Source organism: Nitrosospira sp. Nsp13 (genome assembly GCF_900101945.1).
GTDB lineage: Bacteria > Pseudomonadota > Gammaproteobacteria > Burkholderiales > Nitrosomonadaceae > Nitrosospira > Nitrosospira multiformis_D.
Window position 1 is genome coordinate 120,324 of record NZ_FMVD01000009.1, and the last position, 18,512, is coordinate 138,835.

Sequence of the window (18,512 nt, forward strand, 5' to 3'; positions counted from 1 at the left end):
GGTTTCGATGACGCGGATCACACAGGACCTATGCTGGAAGCTCTGGTTGAGTAGACTTCGTCTTATTCGGAGCGTGTCGAGACGGCGCTGTTCGGCACGCTCAGCGTGTCTCGATTAGGTCTGCCGCTGTTCACTCTGGCAATGGGTCTTCTCGACGGCGTCAATCCTTGTGCAATGTAGGTTTTGCTGTTTCTACTTTCGCTGCTTGTTCACCTGCAAGACCGCAAGAGGACGGCGCTGATCGCGGGAACCTTCGTGCTGGTGAGTGGTGCGGTCTATTACGCATTCATGGCAGCCTACCTCAATCTCTTTCTGATAATCGGGTTTTCAACCATCTTGCGCCTGACGTTGGGCAGTGGAGTTGGAGTTAACCTATTTTCGTGGACGGTTGCGGGCTTGATTGAACTCCCCCGGAACGGCAGATATTCCCTGACCTCATAACAAAGCACGTTCAAACGCTGCGGGACTCCTGCTGGCCAGATGACTGTGTCGGCGATTCTATTGTAGAAGACCTCAATGTAATCGAAAATATCGGCCCGAGTGAGGGTCAGCTTATTTTTTTGCTTTCAGTTCCTCGATGCGTTTCTTTTCCTCTTTTCTGATACGGTCCAACATCGCAGCCTCGGGATCTTTCCAGTTTCCTCCGGATGCACGGGCCATGTAAGCTACTGCACGCGCAAACTCCTCAAGGGAGAGATCCGCTCAACCGCCTCTGGGTGGCATGCCACCCTGACCGACCCATCCGTGAGCGGTAACAACGTGTTGTCCTTCCTTGAAAAGAGGAGACCAAGCCACCTTATCTCCAAACTTCGGCGCATTCTGTACGCTCGTTGCATGACAGGCAAAACAGACTTCCTTATATACCTGCTCCCCTGATTTGGCACTCTGTGCGCAAATCGTGGCTGACATGCAAATACCCAGCACAAGGGCGAGCAGCTTTGCAGTGTGGTTCATAGATTCTCCTCGCAATATGCCGAATAGGAAGAATGGCATGCTTTCTGGAAGAAATTCCATCGTGTCAACGTTTGCCCATAAATCAGTTTTGCTAGGCGTAATAAATCGACAGATACGATATTGGGGACTCAGATTATCGATATCGTTTACGCCCATGAATGCGACAGGGGGGTGTGGAAATCTTGGGATCAAACACGCGAGAACGAACACCAGGAAGATTAATACCAAGATAGCTAGTCCCTAGCCAATTTCATTGATTTAATTAACTTGTGGATTTCTTCCGCATTGGTCGGCTTGACCAAATGATGTGCGAATCCCGCATCCTTGCTTCCCTCAAGATCATCAGGCTGGCCGTACCCGCTATAGGCGATCAAGACGGTCTTTTGAGTCTCGATCATTAGCTGAAACCGTTTCGCCAACTCCAATCCATCAGGTTCAGGTTTGCTTAAGTCAAGCAAAGCGACATGCGGCATGAACAACGCCGCTTCCCGCAGAGCCGACTCGAAATCATAGGCTGCACGCACCTCATAACCATATGACGACATCAGCATAACCATCGAATCAGCACAGTCCATACTGTCATCCACGATGAGGATGCGTTCCGTACCGGCCTCGGGTGCCGCGCTTGCAACTGGAGCCGGCGCGGCCACGATATTCGCCACGGGAAGCCGAAGTACAAACTCGCTGCCCTGACCAGACCCCTTGCTCAATGCCTGAATGGAGCCGCCGTGCAGGGACACGAGCTGATATACCAGCGAAAGACCGATACCGAGACCGCTGCTCGATTTTCTGATTGCACGTTGCTCCTGCATGAAAAGCTCAAAAATCCTTGAGAGCATGTACTGGGGTATACCCATTCCGTTATCCTTTACCGACATCACCAGCTCTTGCCCTTCACGATGGACATCCAGCGAAATCTTGCCGCCTTCTTCCGTGAACTTGACTGCATTGGTGAGAAGATTCTCGACGATCTGGGTCAGGCGTACGGGATCGCCGCTGACAACGAGCGGCTCGTCCCTGATCGCTATCGTCAGATGGTGCTTCCGTGCGTCGACCAGCGCCTTGGTTGATTCCACGGCGTGGTGCACGATAACCGCCATATCTACCGTTTCCTTCCGTAGCGTGAGCGTGCCCCGCGTGAGCCTGGCGATATCAAGCAAATCGTCTACCAGGCGAGTCATGTGATCCACCTGCCGGGTGATAGTCTCACGGGCCCATGCAAGGCGTTTGTCGTCGGAATCGACGAATCGCAATGCCTGAGCGGCGTTGCGTATGGGCGCAAGTGGATTGCGAAGCTCATGCCCGAGTATGGCAAGAAACTCATCCTTCCGCCGGTCGGCGTTGCGCAGCTGCTCCTCGGCATCCTTATGAGATTGGATGTCGACGCTGGAACCGACAAAGCCGGTCACCTGCTTTCCTTCGAACCGTGGCTCACCGACAAAACACATCCAGTGATAGCTGCCATCCGCTCGGCGCATCCTCAATTCGTAGGCGTAACCCTCGCGGGCGGTCTCTGCCCTTGCACATTCAGCCAGATAACCGGCTAAATCGCCGGCATGAACAAGATCATGCCATTTCGCACCAAGCAAGTCTTCCGCTGACTTCCCCGTCTCGTCGACAAAACGCCGGTTCACAAATTCAAGCTTGCCGCCGAGCCCGCTGATCCAGATAAATACGGGCGCGTTATCGGCAAGCATGCGAAATCGTTTCTCGCTTTCCCTTACCTCTTGTTCCGCACGTTTGAGCGCGTCAATGGGCACGAAGGTCACCACCACCCCTTCAACCCCGTCTTCTTCAATGCGATAGGGCAACACCCGGCGCAAGTAGCAATTTCCCTCAGGCGTGCGAACTTCGTTCTCAATAGCTACGCACGAACTCTGGACCTGCCCGGCAACCGTTATAAGATCGGGTGGCTCAATCCTGGAGGAAAAATCGCTGATTGGACGGCCTATATCGGAGGGAATAAGACTAAAAAGTCGGCAGGAAGCCGGTGTAAAGCGCTTGATGCGAAGCTTGCGATCAAGGAATAGCGTGGGCAGGTCACTGCCTGCCAATAAATTGGTCAAGTCATCGTTAGCCGTGCGCAGATCATTGACACTCCGCTCCAGATCGCTATTGACGGTATTCAGTTCTTCATTTACCGATTGTAGCTCTTCTTTCGAGGTCTCCAGTTCTTCGTTGGCTGATTGGAGTTCCTCGTTCATCGACATCGCTTCTTCGTTGGCAATGCGCAGCTCCACATTGCTCGCTTCGAGTGCCTGGATTGACGCTTCGAGATCCAGCCGCGTGGTGCGCAAATCATCCTCAAGCTGCCGCTTGGCCCACGACTCCGCATCGGCTACAGCCTGGTGAGCCTCGTTGTCCAGTGCTTCGTACTCGAACGTGACAAGCACCAGCCCATTGTTCTCATCCCCTGCTTTGATGGCTCTGATGCGTAGCTGGCGATTCTCCCCCGGCGGTGCGGGCAATATGATTTCTCCCGCTTTTCCCTCTTCACGGACCGAGTGGATGACGGCTCGAAGTGCAATGCGCATTTCATCCGAAACCATGGCCAGCAGGTCGCGCGTCATGGCGCCTTCCGGTTGCCATATAAACTCGCGCGTGGGGCCATAGCAATATAAAACTTGCGAATCCCGGTCAATCAATACCGCCGTGGCAGAACGCTGCTTTAACAGAAGTTCACGTACCAGCTCGGCGTGAGCTGCACGGGGTTGCCAGGCAGGCAGATTCGAAGTCAACCGAGTCGTCGAAGTATCCGGTATCAGCGGAAGCTTCACAGGCATCTTCCGCTTCGTAGGTAAGCAGCAATAAAGACGGTGCTGTTTATCGACCGGCATAAAAAGATCATGATGTTCTCCAACTGTTTCTGATTTTCCCAAAAAAAGATAACCTCCCGGCTTCAGCGCGAAATGAAACATCTGCAGCAGCTTGTCCTGAACGTCCGGCTTCATGTAGATCAGGAGATTCCGGCAGCTGACCAGGTTCATATGGGAGAACGGCGGATCGGCCAGGAGATTGTGCCGGGAGAACATGACCGCTTCCCGAAGCGCCTTGCGAACGACAAACTGGTGGTCAGCACCCCTGATAAAGTAGCGAGCCAGTAAATCAGGCTTTAATACCGTGGCAATGCTTTCCGGGTATCTGCCGGCGCGGGCAAGTTCAATCGATGCCAAATCGATATCGGAGCCTATGATATTCAATTTGATGCTTAGCCCACCCCTATTCATTAATTCAAGCAGAGCGATGCCCATGCTGTAGGCCTCTTCTCCCGTGGCGCAGCCTGCTACCCAGACACGCAATGGTTCGCCGGGAACAAGTGTGTCGATAATCTTTGGCAAGACGTATTGCTCGAGCGCCTGCCATGCCTGCGGTTCACGAAAAAATTCGGTGACCTGGATCAAAAAATCTGCGCCGAGCGCCAAAATCTCCGTGGGGGTTTCCCGCAGGTGAGCAGCATATGTCTCCAAGCTGGTCAGCCCTTGCAACGCCATGCGGCGCGTTGTTCGCCGCATCAGCATCCCTTCTTTATACCCTCGAAAGTCTCCGCCCCCGCGCGCGGAAAGAAGGGAGATGATTTCCCTCAACGTTCCAATCTCTTCCTGTGGAAGTGCGGGAACTTGCGATTCCCATAATTTGGATCGATCAAGATATTGCGTGATGGTCTCAGCCATCTCCTCAATCGGCAAAACATAGTCCACCAGACCGGTTTGTATCGCGCTCTGCGGCATGCCGGGAAACTGCGCTGTCTCCGGCAGCTGGGCCATGACCATTCCACCTGCTACCTTGATCGCTTTGAGACCTACGGTACCATCATGGTCAGCGCCCGTAAGAACGATACATATCGCCCTTTCCTGTAATTCTTCCGCCAGGGATATGAATAAGTGGTCGATAGCTCTTGGCGAAGGACGTGGCTGCGGTATCTCCTGGAGACGCAGCCATCCACTGTCCAGAATCAGGTAACGATCGGGGGGTATTACGTAAATGGTGCCAGGCTTGACCGCCACATCGCCGAGAACCTGCACAACCGGGATTGAAGTGCTATTTGCCAGAATCTCAGCCAGATGACTGGGATGATCCGGCGAGAGATGCACCACGACAATGTAAGCAATGCCAAGGTCGGGGGGAAGAGACTTGAACAACCTTTGGAGCGCCTCCACCCCGCCCGCCGAGGCCCCGATCCCTACTATTGGAAATGGCGCCGGCTCGCCGCCGTTGGTGTTATCGATGAACCGGGCATCCGGAAGATCACTTTCCGTGAATCGGGAATTGCCGGGTTGCGAGGCCTCTAGTTCCGATTTGTTTTCGTCAGCTTCTGGCATAGTGCTCTCCTCGGAAAATAAAAAGGAGAAAATACAAAAATCGCTTTGATCCCTGCACTAATGAGCTCATTAGGCACTTGCAAGCATGACCTTAAGATCCTTCTGTTTACAGCCTCATCAATATTCAACCTGATTATTTTAACTAATTACGTTTGCTTCCATATAGGCTCAGCTTTTATTTCAGCATAGTCTAATATTCATATAATGCATTATAAGTGTGCAGCAAGCTGCTCAGTGTCCAGTTAATTCCGATGCAAATAGTACATAACTTCTGGTAGAAAAGCTGGGCAGCCCAGCTGCCAGTTCTTCGCGGGCACGTCAATAAAAAGGAGAAAAATATGAGTCAGCGAATTGCATTGGTAACCGGCGCATCCAGCGGGATCGGAAGAGCTACGGCAGAACTTCTCGCCAGGAATGGTTATTACGTATTTGCCGCTGCCCGGCGCGTGCATAGATTGGAACAGATACGTTCCGATCACATTGAGCCAATCCAATTGGATGTGACCAATGAAGAGGTCGTCCGTAAGGCGGTCCGCATCCTGATGAAAAAAAAATGTAACCGCGGAGTGCGTTACGCTGGATCGAGAAAAGTCTTCCGGCTTTGGCTTTCACCTGGATTAGAGGAGAGCGTGTGAAGTTGGCAGCGAATCGCATGGAGACAGCGGTCAGTACGGAGAGCCTGGTAATTCGGGAGGCGCTTCTTCTTCACCCGACAAGAGCATGCCAGGGCTGGCAGCCAAGCCAAAGATTCGGGGATTGGACTCTGACTGGGGGTCTAAGCATCTCATTCAACCTGCGGCGGCTTTTCCGGACTAGAGCCGCACTGTCACCATATCCGGTGTATTCTGAGCGTCATATCTTGGTCAGTCGACAACAAGCACATCGCAATCTGCATCCTGAATCACGCGCTTTATTACACTGCCAAGCAACTTTTCTTCCTTTTCAGTTTGGCCATATTTGCCCATAACAACCAAATCAGGTTCAAGTATCTCCATCTGTTTGCGGATGACGTCATACGCAGCGCCCCGTTTTACAATGCCGTTCGCCGAAATACCCGAAGCCTCCAGGTTAGAGACGAATTGGCGCATCTCCATGCCTTTTTGTGCGTGAGCTTCCGCCTCGTAAAATTGAATCAGATTATAATCAATACCAGCAGAATGTAACTGCGCGTGGAGCGGCACTTCAGATGCCTGTAACGCAGTAATATGCGCATGGGGAGCAATGCTCACGGCAAATTTTGTAGCCCGCCACGAAGCTTCGGAGAAATCCACGAGGATCAATATTTTCTGGTACGGCACTTCAGGTTCACGCTTGACAATCAATAGCGGTTGGATCAACTTGCGCAATACTTTATCGACGGTAGAACCGATAAACAAATCTCGCACAACACCGCCACCGTGAGCTCCCAGGACCACGAGGCTCGCATCCATGAGCTCGGCGTAATGCACAATCTCGGTGTAAGCCCGCCCTACATTCAATGTCGTTGTAGTGACCTGAATCCCATATTTTTCAGTAAGCCCGTGCTCAATTTCGGCTAACTGCTGGCGTGATGACTCCATCAACCGTTGCTCTGTTTCCAGCGGAGCGGTGCCTAGATGACGCAGTGCCTCCAGCGCAACGTTGTCGATGATATGCAGTAGATGTAGAGATTCGCTGCCCAGATCATGGGCCAGCATGGCAGCCCGCGATTCGGCACGTTTCGCAAACGCAGCCATATCGGTTGCGACCATTATTCGTTTTATTGGTGTCATACAATTTCCTATAAATATAGTTTTCGGAATTCACACAGTGCTCAACTTACATAAAAACTGCGCATCATGCCCAGATCCTAATGCTCCAGATTGTGGCAGTGATAAAGAAATAGTCCGGTGAACCACATTCCTGCATTTGTATGTCTAACTCGCGATCATCTACGGTGACTTACAGAGGAGATGTTTCTCGTTCTTTAATCAACATACCGGAAAGTTATTATCAACTGTGTTTTAACTTGTCTGTACGCATGATGCACAATAGCTTTCTCTGCAAACTCCTCCGCTTTCGATAATTGACCAGTAAAGGGTTCTATTGTGTATATCCACATCCCAATCCTAGCGGGCTACGCACATACCGACGCAGTTAACGCCATCCTTGGTGGGGTCGCATTTGTCGGAGGGATCATCTATACACGTCATGCCGCCGGGACATGTAATTCCGCTGGGACCTGCACAGGGCTGCTTCACTTTGCTGGCAGGAGCGCCAGCGACGCAGATGCCCACGCAGTTGATGCCGTCTTTTGTAGGATCACATTTGTCCGACGGATCATCAATACACTTCATGCCACCTGGACATAGGATTCCGCTCGGGCCTGCACACGGTTGTTTAAGTACTTTGGAAGCGGTTGATTGGGGGGCTGAGGTCTCGCTTGCCGGTGTATTGTCCTGAGCATGAACGTCACCCGCGCCAATAACCGAGAAGACCACCGCTGTTATAAGTAGGCCAACCGTATTTAAAATCGAATTTGGTTTCATAGAGACCTCCAAGAGAGAAAGTGATGGAGAGTAAGAAACGTCTCCCTGCAGCACGAACCCCATCCTTCGCGCAGAGTTTTATCGCCAGCTTATTGTATAAATCAAAACGTCATGTCTGTGCGGTGACCCAAGAAAGATAGCGCAGCTAAGGACACTCCCCCATCAATCCGCTGCTTTTCTTGCTCCTGATCCCATAATCAAAATCAGTACACTCTGTTCAAAAATTAGAAATGTTCATTTCTCGAGATTTTCCACCTATATGCAATTAAGCTGCATTGACCGGATGTCATCAAAAAACCCCATTTTCTTTGATAAATCTGGAATCCTTTTATTGGGGTCGATAAATTTGTTCTCATCGCGGAAGTTCTGATTGTCGTAAATGATGAAATTGGCGTTGGAACCGGTCTCGAGGCTACGAACCTTATTTTTCCAATTGCCACCCAATGGATCAATCATCTTCTCCACATTGATGGGGCCTATCAACAACAAACTACCCCCTTCAAAGTTTTTCTTACCGTACAACTTTACCCAGCAACCCTTGGCCATTGCGAGATTCTTCGAAACCTGAATGGGCACCATCACAGTAACCGGGACCTCGACCATCGTTCCCCCATTCTTTACCGGCTTTGAAGACGGGATATTCTCCTGTGCGCCAACACTGCCCACGATGCTTATACCGAACGCCATAGTGGTAGCAGTCAAGAAATTAAAGAAGTTTTTTATCAACATGCCCATATTTGGGGCTCCCGAATGCCATTTACATCGGCCCACAAGCTTACTAAGCGTACTATTTAATCTCGATCTGCTTGGCGGTTTTCCCATTTTTCTTCGGCAGCGTGAGCTCCAGCGTACCATTTTCATACTTGGCCTCAGCTTTGCTCTCATCCACATCACTATTCAGGCTAAAACTACGGTAGGCCGAGCCCTGATGGCACTCGCGGCAGATGACCCTTTCCCCTTCCTTCTCCTCTTTTTCCTGCCGGGTCTCGGCACTGATGGAAACCCGGTTGCCATCTATCTGCACGTTGACATCCTCTTTCTTTACCCCCGGGATTTCCGCACGCACGGTATAAGCCGTGTCGCTTTCGGACAAATCCATCTTGATCGTGGGAGCATTTTCCATTTCCATGGAAAATGGACGCATTCCAAAATTCCTGGGCCAATTGAACCAATCCTCAATGTTGTAGAAGGGGTCGAAGCGGGCGATATCGCCAATAATAGGGGAGCGACGTGTTATGTTGGCCATGATGCTTTCTCCTTGAAGTAATAAATTTATTTTTAATTACAATGATTTCCACCACTGTCCATCGGAGATGCCAGCAGGATCAAGACAGCCTTTGTCGCCAATGACATGCTCCTTATTTATGTATAGATTGTCTTGGCATGATGTCAAGGAACACTAGAAAACAAGAAATTGACCCGATAAAAGTATTGAGAAGGGCGTCGGAAGGATGAAATGGCACGGAATGAGACTGAAAAGCCAAGTTTCGCGACTTCGACCATTAGATAGCACCTGAATTTGGGGTCTGGGGAGCAATGGAACCGTGAATCGACTTAAGGATTCTCAGAAGAGTTTCGAAGCGGACGCAGTTCGCCCCGAGCGACTGAATTATGAATCGCAAAAGAGTAGTGACCCAGCAAACGAAAGAGGCCGAACACCACATCGCTGTAGGCGTCGGTATCGGTCATGATATGCGTCGGCTGCAATTCAGTTTGCTGCTCCAGAACGACAGCCAGTAATATCAGGCTGTCGCGCAAGGTACCCGGCACCGTGATCGCATTCAAACCAGTGCGTTGATCGGATAACAGGCTGTACCAGGTGACACCGCCCCATACCACAATACTTTGGATTCGGGGCGGCATGCACGGTGCGCACCGGCACAACAAAGCGCATGCCATCGGCCGATGCCACATCGCCACCTCCCCATACACGCGCCAGGGCAATCCGATTTTGGGCGGACACTAAACTTGCGTTGGCATCAACCAGCGTTTCATCTCGCATGTAGTTCTGCTCAACCCACGTCAGTCGATCGCGAAGTAACAACGCGATTTCCTGACGGGGTGAATGGCTCGAAGCCGGTGTTGCAAGCCTGAGCAAGCAATACCGCACATAGGCTGGTTGTCAACTCTGATGCATGCGCTTTACTTTCGGCCACATGCGTGAAAGAGCTGGTAAATCCGGTGCGTGCAGCAATTTCAAGCATTATTTCAGGTAAGTCCACGAGCGGCATTCGCTCTTTCACCGTTTTGCGCAAAGTTTTCAGTGAGGCAGGCTCATCGAGCTTGTCGAGGGTGCTCAGGATGAGTTCTTTCTTGCCGGCTACTGTTTCGAAACGAACTGCCGGATTCTCTGGCAGGCGTGCAGCAACAGCGCGATAGGTCTGATCCAGTTCCAAAGCCAGCGCCGCGAGCGTTGGTTCCGGGTTGGATGTGAGCGAGAGGGAGCGGCACACCATACATAGGACATGCCGTGTCCCACTCCAGACCAGTCAACAAGCCAGCACGAGGATCGCTGTAGCGCCAGCTCGGTGCGACGAATACGTTTCTCCGGCATAAAGCTGTTTGCAATTGATCCAGTGCACAGAAAGCAAAGGCCGCTGGATCGGTGTACTGGTCAATGCTTGGCGCGAACGACGCGGCGGACTCGGAAATCATGGCCTACGCTAATTCCCATGACTACGTGGTGCTCACTCATGACCTGGATTTCGGCGCAATCCTCGCCGCTATCCATGGTGAGAAGCCCTCCGATGCAATCAGAACGTAGTGGTTGCCAAAAAAACCAGACCAAGAAATCACCGGCGCCGTGATATGGCGGCAATTGAAAAGATAAAACATCTCATCCATCACCAGCGCATTGACGGCGTGGGATACCGTGCGCGACCGGGTGAAAGGGCTGGAAAACGGTACAGACGCTACCTCATCAGAAGCGCGCATGACTCTGAACTGCTACCCGATATTCACCTGCCCGGCCGGATACTGGATACTTTCGCCATGCGTATGAGCCAGCGTAAATGCGATGGTCAGTGGCCCCACACGGCCAATCAACATGAATATGACAATAATGCATTGCCCAACCGCCGATAAATCAGCGGTTATTCCTCTTGATAATCCTACTGTAGCGGCTGCCGACACGGCTTCAAATGTCAGGTCAAGAAAATTCTCTTTTTCCGTTACGGCCAGCAGGAATATGCCGGTACTGACACAAAGCAGCGAGATGACTATTATCGCCAGCGACTTGCGGATGATATCGAGCTGGATGCTGCGGCCGAATATGATGGGACGCTCCCTTCCTCGCAAGAACGCCCATGTGGCCAGCAGTACCACAATGAAAGTGCTAAGTTTTATTCCGCCAGCCGTGGAGCCGCTACCGCCGCCAATGAACATCAATCCGATGATGAAAAATGCGGTGGAAGGAAACAACGCCGCAGTATCCAGCGTATTGAAACCGGCGCTGCGCGGTGTAACGGCCTGAAACCAGGAAGCCCATAGTTTGGTGCTCCAGTCGGGCAGCGCGGCCAATGTGGCGGGATTGCCGTGTTCAAGTATTAAAATCATGGTCATTGCAACCAGATTAATAAACAGCGTGCCCACCAGCATTAGCTTGGTGTGCAGGGCAAATTGCCTGAAGCGTTTCTTTTCTATGATATCAGCGATCACAACGAATCCAATGCCACCAGAAATAAACAGGAAGGAAATAACAATATTAATCAGTGGATTGCCCGTATAAGTCATCAGGCTATCCGCTGCCAAGGCAAAACCGGCATTGTTAAATGCCGCAAGGGTATGAAAAAAACTGTAAAACAGACCCCTGCCCCAGCCCATTTCCGGCACCCACTGAAGGGCCAGCACAGCGGTCCCCAGCAGTTCCATGAGCGCGGTAAATCCAATCGCCCATAACATTACGCGCCGTACATCACCTTGTCCGGCGTGGTTGAATGATTCGCGTAACGCAGCGCGGTGTTTCACGCCCAGTTGGCCTCGTGCCAGATGAATGACGATAATGCCGAATGTCATCAACCCCAAGCCGCCGCATTGCATCAGAAACAGCAATATCCAGTGTCCAAGCAATGTGAAGTGCGTACCGGTATCAACCACGACAAGTCCGGTAACGGTAGAAGCGGATACGGCTGTGAACAGCGCTTGCAACCAAGATGTCGGCTGATGGCTGGCACCCGGCAGTTTCAACAGCACGGTGCCGAGGATGGAGAGCCCCACATAGGACAGGACCAAGGCATAAGGCGGCGTGAGGCTGAGAAACCGCTTCTTTAGCGGCTGGAGCCATTGCGAAAGCGATGATGCCCGCATTACAAATACTTGGTGATTTTACGCAGATTGCCGAGGGTACCGAATAACAGGATTTTATCGTTGAGCTTGAACTCATACCGAAGTGGGGGCGGCAGCATGACCTCATTCAGGTGTTTGATCAGCAAACACTGAAGATCATTTTCCTCAAGATGCAATGCCTCCATCTTCTGCCCCGCAAGCTGCTCCGAGGCACGCACCTCGACAGTAAACTGGTCGTGTCCGAGACTGATGTAATCCGTGACTTCGGGGTAAATCATGCTGCGGGCAAGACGCAGACCCATTTCATGCTCCGGGTGCACAATATGGTCGGTACCCAGTTTCTCAAGAATTTTATGATGGTTAGGATTGAGCGCTTTTGCCCATACCTTGGGTTTCGGCATGCCCTTGACAATCAGGGTAACGAGAATGTTGGCTTCAATGTCCTCTCCGATAGCGACCACGACGCCATCGCATTCGTGCACGCCGAGATCGCGCAATACTTTCTCATCGCGTGCGTCGGCGACCACGGCCTGGGTGATTCTATCGGCGATGTCGCTGACGAGATTGGGATTAAGATCGATGCCAATAACATCGTGGCCCAGGCGCGCAAGCTCAAGGGCAATGGTTGATCCAAAGACGCCTAGGCCAACAACAGTATAAGTATGTTTCATGAGAAGCTTGAGAGGCTGAAGAGGAGAGACTTTTATGGTTTGCTACTTTGGAGCTTGCCTGCTGAGTGCCACAAAAGATTTTAGCAGAAGGCGATGATCTCTCAGTAAACTCCTCGTTCCTAAAGCTCAGGCGTTACACCGCAAGAGGTGGCTGTGCTGCTATAGAACAGACAGGGCACTGAGTCCGCAAATTGTCGCGCCCTGCTCATAAGTATCTGAACGCCAGCCCCGCGATGATGGTCGGCGGTAGTGCGGCCAAGAGGAGACCCAGTGGATGTACCGCTTCATCGTCGAAGTGTCCGCGCAAGATGGCGATGCCTGCCGGATTGGGCGCGTTGGCGATGATGGTCAAGCCGCCGCCCGTGACGGCTCCGGCGACCAAGGCATACTTGAAGTCATCGGATAGCCCTTCGACCAGTGAGCCGAGGTAGGTCAGCGCCGCATTGTCGGTGAAAGCTGTCAGAATAGCTGCGCCAAAAAAAACGGCGTCGCTACTCATGCTCATCAGCACAGGTTGCAGCCACCACTGCTGCTGTCCACCTAAGACTACCAGCCCCGCCAGAAAGAAAGCAACCAATAGCCCCTCGCGCAGGATTAGCGGGTCTTGGTGGCGCGAATAGGCTTCAGCCACACCAAGAAAGCACAAGAACAAACCCATGAACATCACGGGATGATGAGCAAAGACCACAACACTCGCGAGAAATACAAGATGGATCAATATTAGGAGGGGAGGCACAGGGCACCTGCGAGTACCGGTGTCAGCCGGCGATAGCTGCCCCAGCTCTTTACGGAACAGGAATGTCGCTACCAAGGCATTCACGCCGACCGCAATGGCAGCCTTCCAGCCAAACGCTGACATCATGAACGCAATATCCCAGTTCCACTTCCCAGCGACCATTAACACGGGCGGAGCCGCAAATGGCGTGAGTGTGCCTCCAATGGAAATGTTCACGAACAGCACACCCAGCGTCGCATACTTCAAACGCGATGAAATGCCTCGCGCAAAGATGCGATCGGCCAAGATCAAGGCAGCAAGCGTCATGGCCGCAGGCTCGGTGATGAATGATCCCAGCAAGGGCACCAACGCCAAGACTGTGAAATAAAACCCCATGCTTCCTGGCACGGGGAGGGTTCGAGCCATCAAACGTACTCCGGCCATCGCAGTTTGCAGGATCGGGCGAGTGCCGGCGATCACCATGATGGCAAATACGAACATCGGTTCGGTGAAGTTACGCGAGTTAAGGTATTGTGTTGCCACAGTTGCGCCATCGGTCATGGCCATCATTATGATTAGAACCATCGCCCAGAAACCAAATACGACTTCGACTTCGCCGAGCAAATGCCATATCCCGGCGTGGGCGGGCTGGGTATGTGCCAAGTGTTCAAAAAACTTAGTGGAAAAAGTGTGCAGAATAGCAACAGCAAATAGTACTGTGCCGATCAGTTGGATGGCGGTTGGTGTCACGCTATGCTAACCAACCGTTGTGAGGAATGTTGTTTTCGTTTAAATATTCAATTTTCCGTGAAAAATTCCGCATATTAAGCAAGCACTGTATAAATAGAGAGATAGAATTATTTTTGACACGATACCAGATTTCCCGCCCCTCTATGTATAGTTTGACCCTACCCTACCCTACCCCACAAAATAGCACCGGCTGCTTCAACCGGTCAGTGCAACGTTTCGCCCAACACTTGGGCGGGTGTCCTAAAATGTAGTAGTCGAGATTTCATCTGACAACCAATGTCAGATTCAAGTTACCGTTATCAACACATAAGAGACGGTTTCGATCAAATTTTACTGTAGACACGTGACATGGTAGTTTCATAAAAAGGAGAAGCAGTCCTCTTAAACTGCGCGGAGCGGTCAGTTCAGGGTAAGGATGTGTACCAATATGGGGAAGATTCAGAATACCAATTCTTCTCCTTTTTTCTAGGTCACAAAAAAGTGGAGCAAGTCTAGAACCTGCTGTAAATTTGCTCTGGGTCTGCCAGCGTAGCCCGGATGAAATGCAGCTCGGACTCCGCCACACGCTTGATCCGAGCTGTTGGCTCCAGTTTTTAATGTGGTAGTTTGGCAGCGAGCACGTCTACCTGATCGATCTGCGGCGGTTCGGCGAGTAATTCGTCGGCATTGGCCATCAGCGCCGCCGCGATCGGACCGGCCAAATGTGCGGAGCGTCCTGCTTCGTCCGCGAAGGCATCGAAGATACCGAAAGTCGAGGGCCCCAGCCGTAGTGCGAACCAGACCGGGGTGGTGGCTTCCTGATTCGCTAAGGGGAGGGCGCTTTCAAGGAAACTGGCGACGGCAGTTTCCTTACCGGGTTTGGCTTCCAAGCGTACAAACAGGGCAACTTTTACCATGGTGATGTTTCCTTTCTGAAGTTGAACTACGAGAGGCAGACTCTAAGGGTGATATCGATTCCTGCCAAGTGGCAAGGTTGACAATTATGGTACTATTCTTGCCATGCGTATCTATGTCCTTGCTCTCGATGAAGTTTTTGACACCGGTCTATCCACCGTTCTTGACACCTTTAGTATCGCCAACGATCTAGCGGGATCCGCCGGAACTCCCTCTATTCATTTTGAGATAACCGTCGTGGGAGTTCGTCGCCGGGTACACACCAGCCAAGGATTGTCAGTTCCGGTCGTATCTGCGGCACAGCTTGCGCAGCCGGATGTCGTGCTGATTCCGGCGCTTGGTGCGAAAATGCCAGATACGCTGCAAGCGGCTTTGGAACGACGTGACGTAGCGGATGCAGGGGAGTTGTTGCGGCAATGGTCTGATGGTGGAGCTCTGGTAAGCGCTGCCTGCACCGGAACCTTTGTTCTTGCAAATACATCGCTGCTCGACGGACAGAGCGCCACTACTTCGTGGTGGCTTGCCCCCCTGTTCCGCGAGTGTTTCCCCCACGTGACCCTGCAAGAATCGCGCATGGTCGTGGGTTCATCCCGTTTTGTCACGGCGGGGGCAGCACTGGCACATATTGATCTGGCGCTATGGCTGATAAGGCGCAGCAGCCCTGCACTGGCAGCAGTGACAGCGCGTTATCTTGTGATTGACCCGCGCTCATCACAGGCGATTTTCATGATTCCCGACCACCTCATGCATACGGATCCGCTGATCGAGCGGTTTGAACAGTGGGCGCGCCACCGGCTAACTGAGGGCTTCTCTCTGAATGCAGCTGCAAGCGCAGCCGGTACCAGTGAGAGAACCCTGGCACGTCGGCTGAAGACCATACTGGGTAAAACTCCACTTTCCTATTTTCAGGATCTTCGTGTCGAGCGCGCGGTACACCTACTGCGAACAAGCAATGACAGCATTGATTTGATTGCCGCCCAGGTTGGCTATGCAAATGGGGTGACGTTGCGCACTCTCCTCCGCCGTAGGATTGGCAGGTCTGTGAGTGAGTTGCGTGGATACTAATTGGCGAACTAATCAAAAGCTATTTTCAGAGCGATATCTGTCCCAAACTAATTGGAACTCGTTGAATAAGTCGTTCTGGGTACCTTGCGGTTTAATAGGCAGTTGGATGTAATTATTTAAAAGAGCGAGTAAAAGTACTATATCTTGCTGTTCAAGACGTTCTTTTCTATGAAACGCATATATAGCGATATAGAACGCGTGGTATGCCTTCTGCTCGTCCGTTCCGTCGTTGATCACACCACACTCCTCCGATCTAGCCATCATATTAAATTTTCTTAATTTTTAGTTTATTTAGCATTCCTTCATATTTCTTTTTCTTCTTAAATGTACTTAACCACTGTTCCGCGCCTTCCTGCGTGAAATGCGCAACGATACTGACAGGCATATCAAGCTCATTGACAATCTCAAATATCCTCATTCCGCTTCCACCTAAAGAGTTCTTTTTCTTTAATATTCGGTAACCCTTGGTTATTAGGTTTTTAATCTGTTGACCGCCTATACCTAACGATCTTCCTATGAGAGCATAAGACATCCCACTATTGTGCTTTTCAATAAGACCAGCTAAACCATCTTCCGTCCATCTCCTGGGTGCGGGCCGAGCCTTCTGGTCCGCCATCTTGAGTATGCATTTATCAGCTGTCACTTCGTCCCTGTGCCGATGATTTTGGTTATTACATGCCCAATAATGGGAAATAACCTCAACTCTCTTGCTCTTTTCGATCACGCACTTCCTCCTGTCTCGATTCGATTCGATTAGATGTAAGCCACCGCTCGGTTATCGCCTGTTATACGCCAGAAAGCTGAACAATAGATAAGACAGATGGGACTACGCGAATTTGCATGAGTAGTGAGTGGATCTCTGTGTAATTGATATTTATATCTGGATTTGATTCCCCAGCGCATCATTGATCCGATGCGGCTATCCTCGGTTTCGAGCACGGCAAGAATCTCCATCGTCGGCGCGATGTTGTAGCGAGGCTTCAGTTCCGGCATGATAGAAGCGCGGTACCAGTCCTTCAACACTGGATGAGGATGATTCAGTCCGTAGCGTCCGCACATAGAGCTATCCTTTCAAGACAGATTATGTTTTTTAATATTGCATCAGGACGCATTTCATGGCAAATATTTTCCCCCTCCCGGTCCGCGAAGATCCTTCCCTGCCCCGCCTTCGGCAGGCTGCAATATCCGCTCCGCTTTTTCGATTGCCCCTGCTGCTGCAACGCATCCCGGCTGGCTTTCCCTCTCCTGCAGACGAATACGCGGAATCCGCGCTCGACCTCAATACGTATCTGGTGCGCAACAAAACTGCCACCTTCTTTTTCGGGGTGATCGGCGACTCCATGACCGGCGCTAACATTCACGATGGCGACCTGCTCGTAGTGGACCGCTCCATCGAGCCCAGGCACGGGCATATCGTGTTGGCCGTCATTAACAACGAATATACGGTTAAACGGCTGCATCGACTGAATGACGTAATAGAACTCCATGCGGAAAATCCTGCTTACGCACCGATATGCTTTCAGGAACATGACGAACTGCGGGTGTGGGGTGTCGTAACCGGCGCGGTATCGCGCTTTGCGGTATAGCCATGCCGGCATCCGGCGAGACTGCCAGCCAGCAGATTTTCGCGCTGGTGGACGTGAATAATTTTTACGTCAGCTGCGAACGGGTGTTCAATCCGATCCTGAAAATCAGCCGGTAGTCGTGCTCTCCAACAATGACGGCTGTGCGGTGGCCAGGTCCAATGAAGTCAAGGCGTTGGGGGGTAAAGATGGGTGCGCCCTGGTTCCAACTATCGGCGCTGGCAAAGCAGCACGGCATTGTTGCGCTCTCTTCCAACTATGCACTCTATGCGGACATGTCCAGCCGCGCGGTGTCAATCCTGCGCGACTACAGTCCCAACGCGGAAGTGTATTCCATCGACGAAAGTTTTCTCGGTTTAAATGGCTTGGACAGCCTGTGGCCATCTTTCACCAGCATGGGGCAATCCATGCGCCAGCGTATGTTGCAGTGGACCGGCCTGCCGGTGTGCGTGGGCATCGGCCCATCGAAAACGCTGGCCAAGCTCGCCAACCACATCGCCAAGAAAAATCCCCGCTTCAATGGCGTGTGCGATCTTGCATCCATGCCACAAGCAGAAATAGATACGCTGCTGGCCGGCATCGAGGTTGGCGAAGTATGGGGCGCTGGCCGTCGCATCGAGGCGCACTTGCAGGCAGCCGGAATCCGGATGGTGAAGGGATCTGCGCGATGCGCCTTCGGCCTGGCTGCGCTCACGCTTCGGCGTGGTGATGGAACGCACGGGAAACGAGCTGCGCGGGATTTCCTGCCTGGCGCTGGAAGAGGTTGCGCC

At 51.9% G+C, this 18,512-nt stretch carries 16 protein-coding genes and 2 pseudogenes; 6 read left to right on the forward strand and 12 right to left on the reverse strand.

Annotated elements, in window-relative coordinates; all coding sequences use genetic code 11:
• Nucleotides 1–183: 183 nt before the first annotated feature.
• On the forward strand, nucleotides 184–441 hold the full coding sequence (locus BLO43_RS11660; RefSeq protein WP_090907196.1) for a hypothetical protein: 258 nt from the start codon (nucleotides 184–186) through the stop codon (nucleotides 439–441).
• Nucleotides 442–702: 261 nt separating this feature from the next.
• Here the strand turns inward: BLO43_RS11660 and BLO43_RS16815 are convergent, their stop codons facing one another.
• Nucleotides 703–954, reverse strand: coding sequence for a c-type cytochrome (locus BLO43_RS16815; protein WP_175443942.1), 252 nt, complete (start codon nucleotides 952–954; stop codon nucleotides 703–705).
• A gap of 233 nt (nucleotides 955–1,187) precedes the next feature.
• A complete protein-coding gene (locus BLO43_RS11670; protein ID WP_090907198.1) occupies nucleotides 1,188–5,273 on the reverse strand; it encodes a chemotaxis protein CheB in 4,086 nt (1,361 codons plus the stop codon).
• Between the two features lie 338 nt (nucleotides 5,274–5,611).
• Between BLO43_RS11670 and BLO43_RS17095 the strand changes: the two genes are divergently transcribed.
• Entirely contained in the window at nucleotides 5,612–5,908 is a 297-nt protein-coding gene (locus BLO43_RS17095; protein WP_254773447.1) for an SDR family NAD(P)-dependent oxidoreductase, read from the forward strand.
• Between the two features lie 228 nt (nucleotides 5,909–6,136).
• On the opposite strand, the gene BLO43_RS11680 is transcribed toward BLO43_RS17095, so the two are convergent.
• The 4 genes and pseudogenes from BLO43_RS11680 to BLO43_RS11695 form a co-directional block, all read right to left on the reverse strand.
• Nucleotides 6,137–7,024, reverse strand: a complete 888-nt coding sequence (locus BLO43_RS11680) for a universal stress protein (protein WP_090907199.1) — start codon at nucleotides 7,022–7,024, stop codon at nucleotides 6,137–6,139.
• Nucleotides 7,025–8,035: 1,011 nt separating this feature from the next.
• Entirely contained in the window at nucleotides 8,036–8,467 is a 432-nt protein-coding gene (locus tag BLO43_RS11685; protein WP_254773448.1) for a beta/gamma crystallin domain-containing protein, read from the reverse strand.
• Between the two features lie 100 nt (nucleotides 8,468–8,567).
• Nucleotides 8,568–9,026, reverse strand: a complete 459-nt coding sequence (locus tag BLO43_RS11690; RefSeq protein ID WP_090907201.1) for an Hsp20/alpha crystallin family protein — start codon at nucleotides 9,024–9,026, stop codon at nucleotides 8,568–8,570.
• Nucleotides 9,027–9,418: 392 nt separating this feature from the next.
• A pseudogene (locus BLO43_RS11695) lies at nucleotides 9,419–10,375 on the reverse strand (Tn3 family transposase); the annotation flags it as partial.
• A 22-nt stretch (nucleotides 10,376–10,397) separates the two neighbouring features.
• On the opposite strand from BLO43_RS11695, the gene BLO43_RS16820 reads away from it, so the two are divergent.
• Nucleotides 10,398–10,544 carry a DUF5615 family PIN-like protein gene (locus tag BLO43_RS16820; protein WP_175443943.1) on the forward strand — a complete coding sequence of 49 codons (147 nt, stop codon included), beginning with the start codon at nucleotides 10,398–10,400 and terminating at the stop codon, nucleotides 10,542–10,544.
• 182 nt (nucleotides 10,545–10,726) lie between these two features.
• Here BLO43_RS16820 and BLO43_RS11705 read toward each other — a convergent pair whose 3' ends face one another.
• The 4 genes from BLO43_RS11705 to BLO43_RS11720 all read right to left on the reverse strand — a co-directional run bounded on the left by BLO43_RS11705 (nucleotide 10,727) and on the right by BLO43_RS11720 (nucleotide 15,096).
• Nucleotides 10,727–12,085 carry a TrkH family potassium uptake protein gene (locus BLO43_RS11705; RefSeq protein WP_090907203.1) on the reverse strand — a complete coding sequence of 453 codons (1,359 nt, stop codon included), beginning with the start codon at nucleotides 12,083–12,085 and terminating at the stop codon, nucleotides 10,727–10,729.
• The gene (locus BLO43_RS11710) at nucleotides 12,085–12,735 is read right to left on the reverse strand and encodes a potassium channel family protein (RefSeq protein WP_090907204.1); all 651 of its coding nucleotides are present in this window, start codon (nucleotides 12,733–12,735) and stop codon (nucleotides 12,085–12,087) included. Before BLO43_RS11710 ends, BLO43_RS11705 begins: the two co-directional genes overlap by 1 nt.
• A gap of 205 nt (nucleotides 12,736–12,940) precedes the next feature.
• Entirely contained in the window at nucleotides 12,941–14,200 is a 1,260-nt protein-coding gene (locus tag BLO43_RS11715; protein ID WP_090907205.1) for a putative Na+/H+ antiporter, read from the reverse strand.
• Between the two features lie 593 nt (nucleotides 14,201–14,793).
• A complete protein-coding gene (locus BLO43_RS11720) occupies nucleotides 14,794–15,096 on the reverse strand; it encodes a putative quinol monooxygenase (RefSeq protein WP_090907206.1) in 303 nt (100 codons plus the stop codon).
• A gap of 103 nt (nucleotides 15,097–15,199) precedes the next feature.
• On the opposite strand from BLO43_RS11720, the gene BLO43_RS11725 reads away from it, so the two are divergent.
• Nucleotides 15,200–16,159 carry a GlxA family transcriptional regulator gene (locus tag BLO43_RS11725; RefSeq protein ID WP_090907207.1) on the forward strand — a complete coding sequence of 320 codons (960 nt, stop codon included), beginning with the start codon at nucleotides 15,200–15,202 and terminating at the stop codon, nucleotides 16,157–16,159.
• 265 nt (nucleotides 16,160–16,424) lie between these two features.
• Here the strand turns inward: BLO43_RS11725 and BLO43_RS11735 are convergent, their stop codons facing one another.
• Complete coding sequence (locus tag BLO43_RS11735; RefSeq protein ID WP_090907209.1) at nucleotides 16,425–16,883, reverse strand: hypothetical protein; 459 nt, start codon at nucleotides 16,881–16,883, stop codon at nucleotides 16,425–16,427.
• Between the two features lie 29 nt (nucleotides 16,884–16,912).
• The gene (locus BLO43_RS11740) at nucleotides 16,913–17,218 is read right to left on the reverse strand and encodes an SOS response-associated peptidase family protein (RefSeq protein ID WP_090907210.1); all 306 of its coding nucleotides are present in this window, start codon (nucleotides 17,216–17,218) and stop codon (nucleotides 16,913–16,915) included.
• 56 nt (nucleotides 17,219–17,274) lie between these two features.
• Here BLO43_RS11740 and BLO43_RS11745 point away from each other — a divergent pair, with 56 nt between their 5' ends.
• Nucleotides 17,275–17,745: a LexA family protein gene (locus BLO43_RS11745; RefSeq protein WP_090907211.1), complete on the forward strand. Its 471-nt coding sequence runs from the start codon at nucleotides 17,275–17,277 to the stop codon at nucleotides 17,743–17,745.
• 158 nt (nucleotides 17,746–17,903) lie between these two features.
• Nucleotides 17,904–18,512 (forward strand): annotated as a pseudogene (locus tag BLO43_RS11750) (hypothetical protein); the annotation flags it as partial.